Annotated in this window: 14 protein-coding genes; 8 read left to right on the forward strand and 6 right to left on the reverse strand. The window is 64.5% G+C overall.

Annotated features, from left to right (window positions below; all coding sequences use genetic code 11):
* Positions 1 to 30: 30 nt before the first annotated feature.
* Genes nadA through nadC form a run of 3 tightly spaced genes read left to right on the forward strand, consistent with a single transcriptional unit; the run spans position 31 to position 3,552 of the window.
* Positions 31 to 1,041: a quinolinate synthase NadA gene (nadA, locus tag G473_RS0100935; protein WP_029011560.1), complete on the forward strand. Its 1,011-nt coding sequence runs from the start codon at positions 31 to 33 to the stop codon at positions 1,039 to 1,041.
* 41 nt (positions 1,042 to 1,082) lie between these two features.
* On the forward strand, positions 1,083 to 2,693 hold the full coding sequence (locus G473_RS0100940) for an L-aspartate oxidase (protein ID WP_154667205.1): 1,611 nt from the start codon (positions 1,083 to 1,085) through the stop codon (positions 2,691 to 2,693).
* A 7-nt stretch (positions 2,694 to 2,700) separates the two neighbouring features.
* Positions 2,701 to 3,552 carry a carboxylating nicotinate-nucleotide diphosphorylase gene (gene nadC / locus G473_RS0100945; RefSeq protein WP_029011562.1) on the forward strand — a complete coding sequence of 284 codons (852 nt, stop codon included), beginning with the start codon at positions 2,701 to 2,703 and terminating at the stop codon, positions 3,550 to 3,552.
* Between the two features lie 18 nt (positions 3,553 to 3,570).
* On the opposite strand, the gene G473_RS0100950 is transcribed toward nadC, so the two are convergent.
* The 4 genes from G473_RS0100950 to G473_RS0100965 all read right to left on the reverse strand — a co-directional run bounded on the left by G473_RS0100950 (position 3,571) and on the right by G473_RS0100965 (position 9,005).
* A complete protein-coding gene (locus tag G473_RS0100950) occupies positions 3,571 to 4,629 on the reverse strand; it encodes a lysine-2,3-aminomutase-like protein (RefSeq protein ID WP_029011563.1) in 1,059 nt (352 codons plus the stop codon).
* A gap of 93 nt (positions 4,630 to 4,722) precedes the next feature.
* Entirely contained in the window at positions 4,723 to 5,247 is a 525-nt protein-coding gene (gene ogt / locus G473_RS0100955; RefSeq protein WP_029011564.1) for a methylated-DNA--[protein]-cysteine S-methyltransferase, read from the reverse strand.
* A 141-nt stretch (positions 5,248 to 5,388) separates the two neighbouring features.
* Entirely contained in the window at positions 5,389 to 7,203 is a 1,815-nt protein-coding gene (locus tag G473_RS0100960) for a DUF885 domain-containing protein (RefSeq protein WP_029011565.1), read from the reverse strand.
* A 113-nt stretch (positions 7,204 to 7,316) separates the two neighbouring features.
* Positions 7,317 to 9,005 carry a methyl-accepting chemotaxis protein gene (locus G473_RS0100965; RefSeq protein WP_029011566.1) on the reverse strand — a complete coding sequence of 563 codons (1,689 nt, stop codon included), beginning with the start codon at positions 9,003 to 9,005 and terminating at the stop codon, positions 7,317 to 7,319.
* Between the two features lie 287 nt (positions 9,006 to 9,292).
* On the opposite strand from G473_RS0100965, the gene G473_RS0100970 reads away from it, so the two are divergent.
* Entirely contained in the window at positions 9,293 to 10,309 is a 1,017-nt protein-coding gene (locus G473_RS0100970; RefSeq protein ID WP_029011567.1) for an LLM class flavin-dependent oxidoreductase, read from the forward strand.
* Positions 10,310 to 10,315: 6 nt separating this feature from the next.
* On the opposite strand, the gene G473_RS24410 is transcribed toward G473_RS0100970, so the two are convergent.
* A complete protein-coding gene (locus G473_RS24410) occupies positions 10,316 to 11,119 on the reverse strand; it encodes a DUF599 domain-containing protein (RefSeq protein ID WP_084437555.1) in 804 nt (267 codons plus the stop codon).
* A gap of 140 nt (positions 11,120 to 11,259) precedes the next feature.
* Here G473_RS24410 and G473_RS0100980 point away from each other — a divergent pair, with 140 nt between their 5' ends.
* Both G473_RS0100980 and thpR read left to right on the forward strand, forming a co-directional pair.
* Positions 11,260 to 12,303 carry an aldo/keto reductase gene (locus G473_RS0100980; protein WP_029011568.1) on the forward strand — a complete coding sequence of 348 codons (1,044 nt, stop codon included), beginning with the start codon at positions 11,260 to 11,262 and terminating at the stop codon, positions 12,301 to 12,303.
* Positions 12,304 to 12,321: 18 nt separating this feature from the next.
* On the forward strand, positions 12,322 to 12,873 hold the full coding sequence (thpR, locus tag G473_RS0100985; RefSeq protein WP_029011569.1) for an RNA 2',3'-cyclic phosphodiesterase: 552 nt from the start codon (positions 12,322 to 12,324) through the stop codon (positions 12,871 to 12,873).
* An 18-nt stretch (positions 12,874 to 12,891) separates the two neighbouring features.
* On the opposite strand, the gene G473_RS0100990 is transcribed toward thpR, so the two are convergent.
* A complete protein-coding gene (locus G473_RS0100990; protein WP_029011570.1) occupies positions 12,892 to 13,581 on the reverse strand; it encodes a Crp/Fnr family transcriptional regulator in 690 nt (229 codons plus the stop codon).
* A 314-nt stretch (positions 13,582 to 13,895) separates the two neighbouring features.
* Here G473_RS0100990 and G473_RS0101000 point away from each other — a divergent pair, with 314 nt between their 5' ends.
* Complete coding sequence (locus G473_RS0101000; RefSeq protein ID WP_154667206.1) at positions 13,896 to 14,351, forward strand: hypothetical protein; 456 nt, start codon at positions 13,896 to 13,898, stop codon at positions 14,349 to 14,351.
* A 62-nt stretch (positions 14,352 to 14,413) separates the two neighbouring features.
* Complete coding sequence (locus tag G473_RS0101005) at positions 14,414 to 15,652, forward strand: class I SAM-dependent rRNA methyltransferase (RefSeq protein WP_035704930.1); 1,239 nt, start codon at positions 14,414 to 14,416, stop codon at positions 15,650 to 15,652.
* The last annotated feature ends 17 nt before the right edge of the window (positions 15,653 to 15,669 follow it).

Raw genomic sequence — 15,669 nt, forward strand, 5'->3', positions numbered from 1 at the left:
GGAAAGGGAACGGCCCCGGAGTGCTAGTCGATGAACGCTGCCGATCTGGCCTATACCCCCGCCATCGCTGAGGCGACAAAGCCGATCTATGAAAAGGTCCGCTCTATCATTCCGGAAGTGGAATGGCCGTTCCATGCCCCGCTGGTCCATGCGATCAACCGGCTGAAGAAGGAACGCAACGCCATCATCCTGGCGCATAATTATCAGGCGCCGGAAATTTTCCACACGGTGGCGGATATTGTCGGGGACAGCCTGCTGCTGGCGCGCAAGGCGGCGGAGACGGAAGCCGATGTGATCGTGCTGGCCGGCGTGCATTTCATGGCGGAGACGGCCAAGATCCTGTCGCCGGAAAAGACGGTGCTGATGCCGGCCATGGATGCCGGCTGTTCTTTGGCCGACAGCATCACCGCAGCCGATGTGCGCCTGCTGCGGGAAACCTATCCCGGCGTGCCGATTGCCACTTATGTCAACACGTCTGCCGCCGTGAAGGCGGAGAGCGATGTGTGCATCACGTCCGGCAACGCGGTGGAGGTGATCAACTCCCTGCCGGGGGACGAGGTGCTGTGCATCCCCGATGAATATCTGGCCAAATGGGTGGCGACCCAGACCACGAAGAAGGTCATCGCCTGGAAGGGCCATTGTGAGGTGCATGAGCGCTTCACGGGGGAGCAGTTGCGGGCCTACCGCACCCAGTTCAAGGGTGACCTGACCATCATCGCCCATCCGGAATGCCCGCCGGAAGTGCTGGCGGAGGCTGATTTCGTCGGCTCCACCGCCAAGATGCAGGATTATGTGGAAGGCCAGCAGCCCAAGCGCGTGCTGCTGATCACCGAATGTTCCATGGCCGATAATCTGGCGGCCACCAACCCGGCGGTGGAGTTTGTCCGCCCCTGCAACCTGTGCCCGCATATGCGCCGCATCACCCTGTCCAACATCCTGGAAAGCCTGCAGACCATGCAGCCCCAGGTGCATGTCGATCCGGCCATCGCCGGCCGGGCACGGCTGTCGGTGGAACGGATGCTGGCGGTGGGCAAGAAGTAAGCAGCGGTTGCTTGACCGGCCCGGTGCGTGAGGGAACGAGAATGCAGATGCGGCAGGCTGATATCGTCATTATCGGGTCCGGCATGGCCGGGCTGGTCGCGGCTTTGCGGCTGGCCCCGCGCCGGGTGACGCTTTTGACCAAGACGGACGATCTGCCCGGCGGGTCCAGCCATTGGGCGCAGGGCGGCATCGCGGCTGCCATCGACCCGGCCGACAATCCCGCCGACCATGCCGCCGATACGGTGGCGGCCGGTGCCGGCCTGACCGATCCCGCCATGGCCGATCTGTTGACGGCGGAAGGGGCGACCCGGCTGGCCGCATGGGTGGAAGCAGGCCTGCCCTTTGATCGCACGCCGGAAGGCAGGCTGTGCCTGGGCCGGGAAGCAGCGCATGGCGCGGCCCGTGTGCTGCATGCCGGCGGTGATGCCACCGGCCGCACCCTGATTGCCGATCTGGCCGCCCGCGTGCGCGCCGCCGCCCATGTGACGGTGGAAACCGGTGCCTTCGCCTGGGATCTGGTCACTAGCCGCCAGGGCGCCATAGCCGGGGTGCTGGCCCATCATGGTGATGCCGGCTGGGTTCTCCACCGCACCGGCACTGTGCTGCTGGCAACCGGCGGCATCGGCCAGCTTTACCGCCACACCACCAACCCGGTAGAGGCGACGGGCGATGGTCAGGCCATGGCCGCCCGCGCCGGGGCCGTATTGGCGGATATGGAATTTGTTCAGTTCCACCCCACCGCCTTTGCTGCCGGTCGCATGGGCCAAGTGCCCCTGCTGACGGAAGCGCTGCGCGGGGCCGGCGCCCGGCTGCTGGACGGGGATGGCAACCGCTTCATGGAAGCCGAACATCCGCTGGCTGAGCTGGCGCCACGTGACATTGTCGCCAAGGCTATTGGCCGCCGCGTGGCCGCCGGGCAGCCCGTCTATCTGGATTTGCGCGCCATCTGGGCGGCCGGCGGGGCCACGCAATTCCCCACCGTGGCCGGCATCTGTGAAGCTGCCGGGATTGACCCGGCGGAAAGCCCGGTGCCGGTGGCGCCGGCAGCCCATTACCATATGGGCGGCATCGTCACGGATGAAGAGGGCCGCACCAGCGTGCCCGGCCTTTATGCGGCGGGGGAGGTTGCCTGTACCGGTGTGCATGGCGCCAACCGGCTGGCCAGCAATTCCCTGCTGGAAGCCCTGGTCTTCGCCGAACGCGCCGCCGCCCACATCCTGGCAAGCCCCGCTATCGCCCCGGCCCCCGTGGCCCTGCCGGACATGCCGGCCACGGGGGCCCCGCCCCAGGCGGCACGGGAAGCGGCCTTGCAGGCTGCGGCGATCATGGCGGAAGGGGCGGGGCTGTTGCGCGATGGGGCCGGTTTGGCCCAGGCGCAGACGGAATTGGCCGCCCTGGCAGCGAGTACGAGCGATGAGCGCATCCTGCTGGAAGCCGATGCCATCCGGCTGGCCGGGGAATGGCGCAACCGCCTGCTGGTATCCGGCCTGATCCTGAAGGCGGCTGCCGCCCGGCAGGAAAGCCGGGGCGCGCATCAGCGCGCCGACTGGCCGGCGACACGGCCGGAATGGCGTCGCCGCCAGCACCTTACCATTGACGGTCTACTGACCGACCGGGCCGCCTCCCGGCCCGCCTTCCTGATTGACCGGTGATTGTGTGATGACCCTGCCGCTTTACCCCCTGATGTATGATGGCCTGATCCGTGCCGCCCTGGCGGAGGATCTGGGCCTGGCCGGGGATTTGACCACGGATGCCTGCGTGCCGGCCGATGCCCGCGCCAAGGCCTTGTTCCGCGCCCGGCATGACGGGGTGGTGGCGGGGCTGGATGCAGCGCTGCATGCCTTCGCTTTGCTGGACCCGTCCTTGCGCATCACCACCCATGTAGGTGATGGCGACAGGATCGCACCCGGCACCGTGCTGGCAACAGTGGAAGGGGCGGCCCGACCGATCCTGTCGGCTGAACGCACGGCCTTGAACCTGCTGGGCCGGCTCTGCGGCATCGCGTCGGAAACGCGGCGGCTGGCCGACCGGATCGCGGGTACGGGCGCGCAGATCGTCTGCACCCGCAAGACCACGCCCGGCCTGCGCGCGCTGGAAAAATATGCCGTCCGCGTCGGCGGCGGCGGCAATCACCGCTTTGCGCTGGATGATGCCGTGCTGATCAAGGACAACCATCTGGTCGCGGCGGGCGGCCTGCGCGCGGCGGTGGAGCGTGCGCGGGCCTGCGTCGGCCACATGGTCAAGATCGAGGTGGAGGTTGATACGCTCGACCAGTTGGCGGAGTTGATCGACCTGAAGGTCGATGCCGTGCTGCTGGACAATATGGATGTGCCGACGCTGAAGCGCGCCATTGCCATGGTGGATGGGCGCATGATCACGGAAGCATCCGGCGGCGTGACGCCGGACACGATCCGGGCCATTGCCGAGACGGGCGTCACCCTGATCTCGCTGGGCTGGCTGACCCATTCGGTGAAGAATTTCGATATCGGCCTGGATTTCGATCCGGCGTGATGACCCGGGGCGGGTAGCCTATCCCTTATAAGGATGCCGCTGCCCGCGCGGGTCTTCCACGATCCAGGCATCGTCGCCATCCTGGGTCAGGTAATCCTGGCCCAGGGGCACCTTGCCATGGCCGCCGGGTATATCCAGCACATAGGTGGGCTGGCAGATGCCGGACACGTCGCCGCGCAACTCCCGCATCAGGGCCCGGCCTTCAGCAATGCTGGTGCGGAAATGGGCCGTGCCCTTGGCCAGATCGCCATGATGCAAATAATGCGGCTTCACCCGTGCCGATATCAGGGCGCGGAAGGTGCGGGTCAGCGTCGCCACATCATCATTCAACCCGCGCAGCAGCACGGTCTGGGCCAGCATCGGCAGGCCGGCATCCACCAGCCGGCCGATGGCCGCCACCTGATCGGGTCCCAATTCCTGCCAATGGTTGGAATGCAGCATGATCCAGGTGGGGATGCGCGCCCCCTTCAAGGCGGCCACCATCTCCGCATCAATCCGGTCGGGATCAACCACGGGCACGCGGGTATGGATGCGCACCAGCCCCAGATGCGGGATGGCGTTCAGCCGCGCGATCAGATCCCCCATCCGGCGGGGGGACAGGATCATCGGGTCGCCGCCGGTCAGGATCACTTCCCAGATCTGCGGATTGCCGGCGATATAGGCCAGCGCTGCTTCCAGTTCCGCCTCGTCCAGCGCTTCTGATCCCGGTCCCACCATCTCCCGCCGGAAGCAGAAGCGGCAATAGACCGGGCAGGCATGGACCGGCTTCAGCAGCACCCGGTCATGATAGCGATGGGTGATGCCCTTTACGGGGGTGAAGGGTTCATCCCCGATCGGGTCGGCCAGTTCCGCCGGCTGGATGTCCAGCTCCCGCGCGTCGGGCAGGAATTGGCGGCCCACCGGGTCATTCACATCGGCGGGGTTGATCCGGTCGGCCATGGCCGGCGTTACCGCCACGGCGAATTGTGCCGCCACCTGTTCCAGGGCGGGCAGCGCATCAGGCGCAATCAGCCCATGATCGGCCAGATCCTGGGGGCGGCGCAGCGTGCGGGTGGGGGAAAGACGGTCGCGGGGCATGGGCCGATAGGTGCCCCCTTGGCCCAACCCGGTCAAGGGGTGCCGGGGCCGATGCAGCCATGCCGGCAGCAAGGGGACCGGGGCGATCCTGGCTCACAAAGGCAGGTGCTGCCCCGCCTCATGCGCCAGCAGCCAGCGCTTGCGCTCCAGCCCGCCGCCATAGCCGGTCAGGGTGCCATTGGCGCCGATCACCCGGTGGCAAGGCACGATGATGGCGATGGGGTTGGCGCCATTGGCCAGCCCCACGGCGCGAACCGCCTTGGCCAGCCCGATCCGGGCCGCCAGCCCGCCATAGGAGAGGGTCTGACCGGCGGGGATGGTGCGCAGCGCCTGCCAGACCTGACGCTGGAAGGGCGTGCCGGCAGTATGGGTCTCAATCCCCTCAATCGCGGTCACCTCGCCCGCGAAATAAGCCTCCAGCCGGTCACGTAATGTTTGGGGTGCGGCACCGGGCGACAGGCTGACGGCACCATAATGGCGGGCCAGCAGCCGGTCCATCCGCGGCCGATAATCATGGAAATCCAGCGCCCGCAGCCGGCCCTGCCCGTCGGTGACCAGATACATGGTGCCGACCGGGCTTGCCATTTCATCCAGGAAAAGGGGAAGAGGCGTTGTCATGGGGGCCTGTCCGTTTGCCGATAGGGGGGCAGAGTAACCCCGCCCCCCGCCGCCGTCTCGCGGTTTTCGGACATGGTCATTGTTGAGGCTTGACTCAACAATTCAGGGGGATTTGATCGCAGTGAAGCGCCTTAATCCCGATTAAGCCTTGGACCAAGCCTCAACTTCTTCGGCCAGAACATCCAGCGGGATACGGCCATTGCGCAGCACCGTATCGTGGAAGCCCTTGATGTTGAACCGGCTGCCCATGCGCTTTTCAGCCGCCGCCCGCAGTTCCATGATCTTCAGCATGCCGATCTTGTAGGAGGTGGCCTGCGCCGGCCAGCCGATATAGCGGTCGATCTCGCGCGCGGCGCCATCAACATCCATCGGCGTGTTTGTCGTGAAATAGGTGATGGCCTTTTCCCGGTCCCATTTCTTGGCATGGATGCCGGTATCCACCACCAGCCGCACGGCGCGCCACAGCTCTGCCACCAGCCGCCCGTAATCGCTGTAAGGGTCCTGGAAGCCGCCCATCTCCTTGGCCAGATTCTCGGTATAGAGCGCCCAGCCCTCGGCAAAGGCGGAATAGCCGCCGCCGAATTTCTGGAAATCCGGCACGCCTTCCAGTTCCTGGGCGATGGCGATCTGCATGTGATGGCCGGGAATGCCCTCATGATAGGTCAGCGTTTCCAGCCCATAGATCGGCCGGGCGCGCATATTGGACAGGTTGGCATAGAAGATGCCGGGCCGGCTGCCATCGGGCGACGGGCTGTTATAGAAGGCGCTGGGGGCGGATTTCTCACGGAACGGCTCCACCGCCCGCACTTCCATCGGCGCCTTGGGCTGCAGGCCGAAATAGGCGTCCAGCCGGGTGCGGATCACGTCTGTATAGTCGCGCGCCTTTTGCAGATAGGCGGCTTTCCCCTCTGGTGTGTCGGGGAAATAGAACCGGTCATCATCGCGGGTATAGTCGAAGAAGGCGGCCAGATCGCCCTTGAAATCCACCTTCTTCATGATGGCGCGGATATCGCCATGGATGCGCGCCACTTCCGACAGGCCGATCTGGTGAACCGCGCCCGCCGTCAGCGGCAGGGAGGTCCAGCGCTTCAGGCAGGCGGCATAGAAAGCCCCGCCATTGGGCAGGCGCCACACGCCATGGTCCGGGTTGGCACGCGGTGCCGCCCCTTGCAGCCATGCGATCAGCGAAAGATAGGCCGGCTGTACCGCGCTGGTCAGCGCCTGCTCGGCTTGCGCCAGCAGGTCGGCCCGCTCCCCTTCCGGCAGCTTTTCCAGCTTCGCCTTCAGGTCAGCATAAAGCGGGGCGTCGCTGCCAGCACTGGCCTGGAAGGGGCGGCCGCTGATCTGGTTGCGGCAGGCCTGGATCAGGTCGGGGAAGAAATAGCGCGGCGGCAGGATGCCGGCAGCATCGGCTTCTTTCAGCGTTTCTTCGGTCTGGCCGAAATAGCGGGGAAACTGGTTGAGGCGGGAAATGTAAGCCAGATAATCGGCCCGGTCCGCCACCTTGTGCTGGTTGATCAATTGCACCGGCAAGCTGGTATGGGGGCCGCCCACCAGGGTCATGGCGTAATCATGATGGCGCCAGCGATATTGTTCACGCGACTGTTCCAGCCGCAGTTTCAACAGCTTTGCGTAAAACCGCGCGCGTTCCGACAGGTCCGGGCTGGTCAGCCGGGCCAGTTCCGCCAGATCGGCGCCATCCTGGGCATGGTCGGCGGCGGCACGGGCGGGACCAACCTCGTCAAGCTGGTCATAGCCGGTCTTGCGGCCCAACTGCATGGCCCGCAGGGGGCTCTGCGCCAAGTCACGCTCAAACATGGCCTGGAAGAAATCATACAGCGCCTTGTCCGCCGGATTGGCGCTGTCCTGGGTTTGGGCCCAGGCGGCCAAGGGCGGCAGGCAGACACCAGCGGCCAGCACCCCACCGGCCTGGAGAAGGAAACGTCGATGCAACATGTGAAGACCCTGTCCGAATTATTGTTTCAGCCAGGGTGATGGAAAAATGCCTCGCCGGTCAAGCCAGCCCGGCAAGGGGAGGGGACGGAAGGAAACCCTTCCGCCCCACACCATTACCCGGCGCGGACGCGCTGGATGAAGCGGTCGACTTCCTGACGCAGGGTTTCCGCCTCGCGTGACAGGCTGCTGGATGCATCCAGTACATTGCTGGCGGACTGGCTGGTGCTATAGGCGGTCTGCTGCACACCGCTGATATTGTTGCTGATTTCCTGCGTGCCGACGGCGGCCTGCTGGACATTGCGGGCAATCTCGCGGGTAGCGGCGTCCTGCTCTTCCACGGCAGCAGCGATGGTGGTGGAGATTTCGTTGATCTCCCCGATGGTGCGGGTCACTTCCAGCGTGGCGGAAACCGCGCTGCCGGTGGCCTGCTGGATGGCGGCGATACGCGCGGAAATATCCTCCGTTGCTTTCGCGGTCTGGCTGGCCAGGCTTTTCACCTCACTTGCCACGACGGCGAAGCCCTTGCCGGCATCGCCGGCGCGGGCGGCTTCGATCGTCGCGTTCAGCGCCAGCAGGTTGGTCTGGCCGGCAATATCAGCGATCAACTGCACCACGGCGCCGATGGCTTCGGCTTCCTTGGCCAGGGCCTGGATGGTGCGGTTGGTGCCTTCCGCCCGTTCCGTCGCCGTGCGGGCAATGGTGGCCGAGGTGCCAACCTGGCGGCTGATTTCACTGATGGAACTGGTCATTTCTTCCGCAGAGGCAGCAACCGTCTGCACATTGGCGGAAGTCTGCTCCGTGGCGGCGGAGACAATGCCGGTCTGGCTGCGGGCCTGCTCGGCGGCGCTGGACAGGCTCTGGGCATTGGCGTTCAGTTCGGTGGCGGCAGAAGCCACCAGCGACACCACGCCCATCACGCTGGCCTCGAAATTATCGGCCAGTTCCAGCAGCGCCTTGCGACGCTCGGCCTCGGCGCGGATTTCCGCCTGCTTGGCTTCCTCTTCCAGTTGACGGGCGCGGATGGCATTGGCCTTGAAGGTCTCCAGGGCGGCGGCCAGCTTGCCGATCTCGTCCCCCCGGCCCAGGCCCGGCACGGTGACGGTCAGGTCGCCACCCGCCACCTTGCCCATGGCGCCGGTTACATCACCGATAGGGCCGGAGATGGTGAAGCGGGCGATATAGAAGGCCAGCCCGCCAAACATCAGCAGGCCCAGCCCGCTCAGCGTCAGGACGAGATTGCGGGAGAAAATGGAATCGTCTGTAAGTTGGTCGGACAAGGCAGTCATCTCCTGCCTGACCTGATCCGTCAGCTTCACATTGGCATCCCGCAACGCATCAAGGGTGGGGTCGAAGGACGCATTCAGAATATTAAGGGCCTCCTCGTTCCTGTTGGACAGGGCCAGAGGCTTGATCTGATCATAATATTTCATCAACTCTTCGAACTGAGATCGAAGTTGGGCAATATCCTGACTATGCTCAGGGGCTTCCTGGATTATTTTGGTATAAGCGGTAAATATGGCTTCCTGATTCCGACTGACATTTTCGACCGCAGCCTGCATCCGGCTCTGATCTGTTTGGGCGATAAGCTTATAGGTCTGGCGACCAACGGCGGTAATCGCGCGGTTGGCGCGGGCAAGCTCAATCGTGGCGGCCACGTCGTTATTTAGCAGGTCGCTATAACTATCATCGACTGTCATCAAACGCTGGGTGGCGAAAATTGCGGCGAACAGGGTCAGCAGTGCCATCAGGGCAATGATGCCGAGGATACGTGCCGATATGCTGAAGCGGGAGAGAGCCATCATCGCACCAAGGTCATAAAGCGTTAAGGTTGTCCGTTTTTTGCACAACCTTCGGTCTATCTCCACAGCCCGTCCGGATATCTATTCTTTTGGTTACATATGAAACATATATTGGAAAGAAGAGAAGGGGGTGGCATTTATTAATATTTATAATCATATGCGGTTCTTGATATTATTTTGGTTTTTTATGGTTATTGATTGGTATGCGTAACGAGTGTGCGGCGTCACATCCACCGCTGCCGTTGCTGCGTTAAGGCTCTATCTGTTTCCCGTCAGCAGGGCTTGCCGCCATGAATGCCATTCCCTTTTCCGTCCTTGACCTGTCGCCGGTTCCCATGGGCGCCAGTGTGGCCGACGCGCTGCATAACAGCGCCGATCTGGCTCGCCATGCCGAAGGTCTGGGATATCGGCGTTATTGGCTGGCGGAACATCATTCCATGCCCGGCATCGCCAGCGCCGCCACATCCGTGGTCATTGGCCATGTCGCAGCGGCGACCCGTCATATCCGGGTGGGGGCGGGCGGCATCATGCTGCCCAACCATTCGCCATTACAGGTGGCTGAACAGTTCGGCACGCTGGAGGCATTGTTTCCGGGCCGGATTGATCTGGGGCTGGGCCGTGCGCCGGGCACCGATGGCGCCACGTCGGCCGCGCTGCGCCGGACACTGGCGGGCAGCGCCGATCATTTCCCGGCCGATGTGGTGGAGTTGCTGAATTATTTCGGTCCCGCCGACGCCCTGGCCCGGGTGCGGGCCGTGCCGGGAGAGGGGATGGAAATCCCGGTCTGGATCCTGGGCTCCTCCCTGTTCGGGGCGGAACTGGCGGCGGAACTGGGCCTGCCCTATGCCTTCGCCTCCCATTTCGCACCCGATTATGTGGTGGAGGCGCTGGAGCTTTACCGGTCGCGCTTCCGCCCGTCGGACCGGCTGGCCAAGCCCTATGCGATGGTGGGGCTGAATGTCTATGCCGCCGATGATGATGCCACGGGCCGCCTGCTTTTCACCTCCATCCAGCAGCAGTTCCTGGCGCTGCGCCGGGGTAATCCCGGCCTGCTGCCGCCGCCGGATGGGGAGATTGAAGCGCGGATGAGCCCGCAGGAAGCGGCTGGGGTGCGCCGGGCCCTGGCTTTCTCCGCCATCGGGGGGCCGGAAGCGGTGCGTGACCGTATCGCCGCCCTGCTGGCACTGGCCAAGCCGGACGAGGTGATGGTGGCGGCGCAGATTTATGACCATGCCGCCCGCAAACGCTCTTACAGCATCCTGGCAGATGTGTTGCGGGACAGCGGGCTGGGGACGCTGGGCGCGTGATGCGCCTTAAATCCCCTTGCTTAACCTTTCCCTGGCATGGGTCGGGCTTTCCCCCATGCCCTGTGCCGTGTAGCGGGCGACGGCGTCAAAAGCAGCAGAGCGGAATTGCCGCCGCCACAAAACATAGGTGACCAGCACCACCAGCCCCATGAAAATATAGGGATGCACCATCCAGCCCAGGCTGGCGAAGGCATAGTAATAGCCGCGCAGGCCCCGGTTGAAGCTGGTGATGGCCAGGGTCATCATCTTGGCGGCGGCCTTGGCGGTGATGGTCGCCTCTTCCCCCGGTTCCAGCGGCGCACCGCCGACCAGGGCGATGGTGTAGTTGAACTGCCGGACCGCCCAGGTGAAGCAGAAGAAGCTGTAGACGAAGATACCCAGCAGCAGCACCAGCTTCATCTCGAACAGGGTGCGCTCCGTGGGCTGGGTGAAGCCCAGTTCCATCACCACCTTGTGCGATGCCTCAGCGGAGGCCAGCACGCCCAGCAGGCCGGCCAGCACCAGCACCGTGGTGCTGGCGAAGAAGGAGACGGAATGGATCAGATGGCCGATCAGCATGCTGTCCATCACCCGGTTGTCCCGGTACAGCATGTTGGTCATCCAGCGGATGCGGATACGCATCATATGCTGGTTCAGGCTGACGGGGCTGCCCTGGCGCCTGTCGGTCAGCCAGCCATACCCCCACCAGGTGGCGATGAACAGCACCAAGGCGGCAAGGTCCAGCCAGGACAGGGAGAAGGGCAGTGCCATGGAAACGGCCATCGTCTTATCGGTTCGATAGGGTGGAAGAAGACTGTATTTCAATGACATTCCCTATCCCTGCCGTCCAGCGCGATTGCGTGGCCTCGGACCTGGGGGGATGGGCTGTCTTTCTTTTGGGGGTGGTGCCGGCGATCCTGCCGGCCTATCTCTGCCGTAACCCGATATCCTGCTAATAGGGAAGCCGTTCCATGGAACATCGCCGGCTTGGCCGCACCGACCTTTCCGTTCCCGTCATCTGCCTGGGCACCATGACCTGGGGCAACCAGAACAGCGAGGCCGAAGGCCATGCCCAGATGGATCTGGCGCTGGATCATGGGCTGACCTTCTGGGACACGGCAGAAATGTACGCCGCCCCTCCCGCCGCCGAAACCTATGGCCGGACGGAGGAGATCATCCGCACCTGGTTCGCCCGCAACGGGCGGCGCCAGGATATCGTGCTGGCCAGCAAGGTGATCGGCAATGCCGATGGCGGCTTCCCCTATGTCCGGGGCGGCGGTGCCAGGGCTGACCGGGCCAATATCCTGGCGGCGGTGGAAGCCAGCCTGAAGCGGCTGGGCACGGATTATATCGACCTGTACCAGCTTCACTGGCCCGACCGCACGGCTGACCGGTTCGGCCGTACCATCGCCAACCCCGTCGCCGCGGTGGACGAGGTGGCGATTGAGGAGACGCTGGGCGTGTTCGATGATCTGGTGCGCCAGGGCAAGATCCGCCATGTCGGCATTTCCAATGAAACCGCCTGGGGCACCATGCGCTATGTGCTGGCGGCGGAGAAAATGGGGCTGACGCGCATCGTCTCCATCCAGAATCCCTATAGCCTGCTGAATCGCAGCTTTGAGATGGGGCTGGCCGAGGTGGCGCTGCGGGAGGATGTGGGGCTGCTGGCCTATTCCCCGCTGGCCGCCGGTACGCTGACCGGCAAATATCTGGATGGCGCGATGCCGGCCGGTGCCCGCCGCGCCATTGACGGGCGGAAATCCCGCTATGACACGCCGCGCGCCGATCCGGCGGTGAGGGCCTATCTGGATATTGCCCGCCGCCATGGGCTGGACCCGGCGCAGATGGCCATCGCCTTCACCATCGCCCGGCCCTTCACCACCAGTTCCATCATCGGCGCCACCAGCCTGGAACAGCTCCGCATCGCCATCGGTGCCGCCGATCTGGTGCTGTCGGATGATGTGATGGCGGAACTGGATGCGGTCCACGCCGCCAATCCCAACCCCTGCCTGTAACCAGGGAGGGTAAAGGGGGTGCTGCGGCTTTTCATCGGTATCGGCCTGCCGGAAGGCGTGCGTGACGGGCTCTCCCGTTGCGCATCCGGCCTGCCCGGCGCCCGCTGGGTGGCGCCGGAGAATTACCATCTGACGCTGCGTTTCATCGGGGAGGTGGATGAAGGTGTGGCAGAAGATGTGAACGAGGCTCTCGATCTCGTCGTTGCCCCGCCCTTCACCCTGACGCTGGACGGGCTGGGCAGTTTCGGCAAGGGGCATAAGGCCCGCGCGCTCTGGGCCGGGGTGGCCCCGTCCGATCCGCTATTGCACCTGCAGGCCAAGGTGGAATCGGCCCTGGTGCGCGCGGGCCTGGCCCCGGAGGAGCGCAAATACAGCCCCCATGTCACCCTGGCCTATCTGGGCGGGGAAACGCCGGCGGAGAAGCTGGGCCGCTATATGGAGGCGAATGGGCTGCTGCGGGAAGGGCCGTTCCCGGTCGATCATTTCACGCTGTATGAAAGCGTGCTGGGCAAGACCGGCCCCACCTATCACCCGTTGCAGGATTACCCGCTGGGCGGCTGGCAACCGTGACCTTTCACGCGGCAGGGATCAGGCGGCGCCGTCCGCCAGATCCTGCAGCCCGTCGCGGTCATTGATGCGGACCTTGCCGCCTTCCAGCAGGGCAATGACATTGCTGGTCTTCAACTGGGTGAAGGTGCGGCTGACCGTTTCCGTGGTCAGGCCCAGATAATCGGCAATGTCCGACCGGCTCATCGGCACATGGACGGGATTGTCCTTGAAGCCGCGCCGCACGGCCCGCTGCGACAGCAGCAGCAGGAAGGAGGCGATGCGCTCCTTCGCGTTCTTGCGGCCCAGCAGCAGCATCTGGTCCTGGGCGGCGGCCAGCTCGTTCGACGCCATGGCGAACAGCCGGCGCTGCATCTTGGGATATTCTTCCAGCAGCGCTTCCAGCCGGCGGCGGGGGAAGCGGCAAAGCGTGGCGGATGTTACCGCCTCTGCCGAATAGGCATAAGTGTCGTTCACCGACAGGCCCAGGAAATCACCCGGCAGCAGGAAACCGGTAATCTGGCGCCGCCCGTCAGGCAACAGCTTGTACAGCTTCATGGTGCCAGAGGTGACGTTGAACAGCATGTCGGCCCCATCCCCTTCAGAGAAGAGGGTGTGGCCGGTATCCACCTTCATGTTGGTCAGGATTTCTGCCAGACGGCGCAGTTCTTCCGCCTCCAGTGCCGAACAGACGGAAAGGGAACGTACCGGGCAGGCACCGCACGGGTTCATGTCCGCCTGTGCCACCTGCGCCGCAAGGCTGGCCGGTGCGCCGGCCTTGTGATCCAGAGCTGTCGTCATTACCGCAGGCCCCCTGCCCATTCGTTCCACCGGCTGCGCCATCCGCCACCGGGCGGGTGATCCACTCTATCGATGATGCGCTCACCGATCAACGCGGCCCCACAACCATTCAGGTGTTTACCTATACCCTTTTGATTATGAGGCAGCGTTGACCTGGATCAAAGCGCCGATGTGTCGCTGCTGGCAGAAAGGTGACGCAGGATGTTTTCCCCCCCGCCATCCGACCAGCCGAAGACCGGACCCAAATGCTGCTTGATCGTTTCACCGTCACGCCATTGGATCGCCGTCGTGTCGATCAGGCCTTCCCCCTGATCCAGGCGGGCCGGTCCGGCATCACCCGCGAGGAATGGCACGCCTATGCCGACTGCATGGTCGCAGCGGCTGATGGCGGTATCCGGCTGGCGCAGGCCGATCATGGCTATATCCATGGGCTTTATGCGTTCCAGGTCCTGCCCAGCCCCCGCCATGGCAAAGTTTTGCAGGTGGATATGTTCCTGGCGCTCGACATGTTCGAGCAGGAGGAGGCGATCGACCTGCTGCTGCGCGACATGGATAGTGAGGCTCTGGCGCGGGGCTGCGGGGCCGTACATCTGCATCTGCCGCAGGCCGAAAGGCCGGCGGCCCCGTCGCGCGCGCTGGAACGCGCCATCAGCCATGGCCATCATCGGGAAGATCTGCGCCTGTGCCGCGTGCTGGTCTGACGCGCAAAGCCTGAACGGGTGCCGCCCTTGGCGCTTTCAGGGCGGCATTGTATTTTCCGGGCATGACTGAGAATGCTGCCGCGACGGCCCCCGACACCACCCCTGTTGCCAAACCTGCCGCCCTGCCGGTGATCCGCCTGCAGGCGGGCCGGCACAAGCGCGCCCAGCATGGCCATCCCTGGATCTATTCCAACGAAGTGGACATGGATAAGGCCGCCAAGGCGCTGCCGGCTGGCTCTGTTGTGCGCGTCACCGATGCTGGCGGGGCCACGCTGGGCATCGCCACCTTCAACCCGCATACGCTGATCGCCTCGCGCTTCCTGTCGCGCGATGCCGCCACGGTGATTGATACCGGCTTCTTCGTGAACCGCATCCGCCGGGCGCTGGAAATCCGGGAACGGCTGTTCGACCGGCCCTTCTATCGCCTGATCCATGCCGAAAGTGACGGGCTGCCGGCGCTGATCATCGACCGCTATGGCGATGTGGTGGTGGTGCAGGCCAACACTGTGGCCATGGATCGTCGTCTGCCGATGATCCTGGCGGCCTTGGACGAGGTGCTGAACCCCCGCGCCATCGTGTTGCGCAATGACAGCGCCGCCCGCACCTATGAAGGCCTGCCGGAGGAAGTGCGGGTGGCCAAGGGCTCTGTGGAGGGAATGACCCCGCTGGAAGAAAACGGCGCCACCTTCTTCGCTGACCTGTCGGAAGGCCAGAAGACTGGCTGGTTCTTTGACCAGCGCGACAATCGCGCCTTCATCGCCAACCTGTCCAAGGGCAAGACGGTCGTCGATTTCTATACCTATGCCGGTGGTTTCGGCGTGCTGGCGGCCAAGCGCGGCGCCAGCCATGTCACCCTGGTGGACCGCTCGGCCCTGTCACTCTCCATCGCAGCCAAGGCGGCGGAGGCCAATGGTGTGGCCGACCGGGTGGACACGGCCAAGGGCGATGCCTTCAACCTGATGGACCAGTGGGTGGCAGAGGGGCGGACATTTGAGGTGGTGATCGCCGACCCGCCGGCCTTCGTGAAGTCCCGCAAGGATTTGGCCGTGGGCAGCCGCGCCTATCGCCGCATGACCAAGGCGGCGGCCCGGCTGGTGGCGCCGGGCGGCATGCTGCTGGTGGCAAGCTGTTCTCACAACATGGAACCGCCCTTGTTCCACCAGGAAGTGGCACGCGGGCTGGGCGAAGCCGGCCGCCAGGGCCGTATCCTGCGCTTTGCCGGCGCCGGGCCGGACCATCCGGTGCATCCGTTGCTGCCGGAAACCCAGTATCTGAAGGCCATGGCCTTCGCGCTGGATTGATGCCCTGAAGGTGGCTG

The sequence above is a fragment of the Niveispirillum irakense DSM 11586 genome (assembly GCF_000429645.1).
In the GTDB taxonomy this organism is placed as follows: Bacteria; Pseudomonadota; Alphaproteobacteria; order Azospirillales; family Azospirillaceae; genus Niveispirillum; species Niveispirillum irakense.

Bases quoted from the DNA above. Each gene is read 5' to 3' on its own strand.
- nadA (WP_029011560.1), top strand. From the start codon at position 31: ATGAACGCTGCCGATCTGGCCTATACCCCCGCCATCGCTGAGGCGACA.
- G473_RS0100940 (WP_154667205.1), top strand. From the start codon at position 1,083: ATGCAGATGCGGCAGGCTGATATCGTCATTATCGGGTCCGGCATGGCC.
- nadC (WP_029011562.1), top strand. From the start codon at position 2,701: ATGACCCTGCCGCTTTACCCCCTGATGTATGATGGCCTGATCCGTGCC.
- G473_RS0100950 (WP_029011563.1), bottom strand. From the start codon at position 4,629: ATGCCCCGCGACCGTCTTTCCCCCACCCGCACGCTGCGCCGCCCCCAG.
- ogt (WP_029011564.1), bottom strand. From the start codon at position 5,247: ATGACAACGCCTCTTCCCCTTTTCCTGGATGAAATGGCAAGCCCGGTC.
- G473_RS0100960 (WP_029011565.1), bottom strand. From the start codon at position 7,203: ATGTTGCATCGACGTTTCCTTCTCCAGGCCGGTGGGGTGCTGGCCGCT.
- G473_RS0100965 (WP_029011566.1), bottom strand. From the start codon at position 9,005: ATGATGGCTCTCTCCCGCTTCAGCATATCGGCACGTATCCTCGGCATC.
- G473_RS0100970 (WP_029011567.1), top strand. From the start codon at position 9,293: ATGAATGCCATTCCCTTTTCCGTCCTTGACCTGTCGCCGGTTCCCATG.
- G473_RS24410 (WP_084437555.1), bottom strand. From the start codon at position 11,119: ATGTCATTGAAATACAGTCTTCTTCCACCCTATCGAACCGATAAGACG.
- G473_RS0100980 (WP_029011568.1), top strand. From the start codon at position 11,260: ATGGAACATCGCCGGCTTGGCCGCACCGACCTTTCCGTTCCCGTCATC.
- G473_RS0100990 (WP_029011570.1), bottom strand. From the start codon at position 13,581: ATGAACCCGTGCGGTGCCTGCCCGGTACGTTCCCTTTCCGTCTGTTCG.
- G473_RS0101000 (WP_154667206.1), top strand. From the start codon at position 13,896: ATGCTGCTTGATCGTTTCACCGTCACGCCATTGGATCGCCGTCGTGTC.
- G473_RS0101005 (WP_035704930.1), top strand. From the start codon at position 14,414: ATGACTGAGAATGCTGCCGCGACGGCCCCCGACACCACCCCTGTTGCC.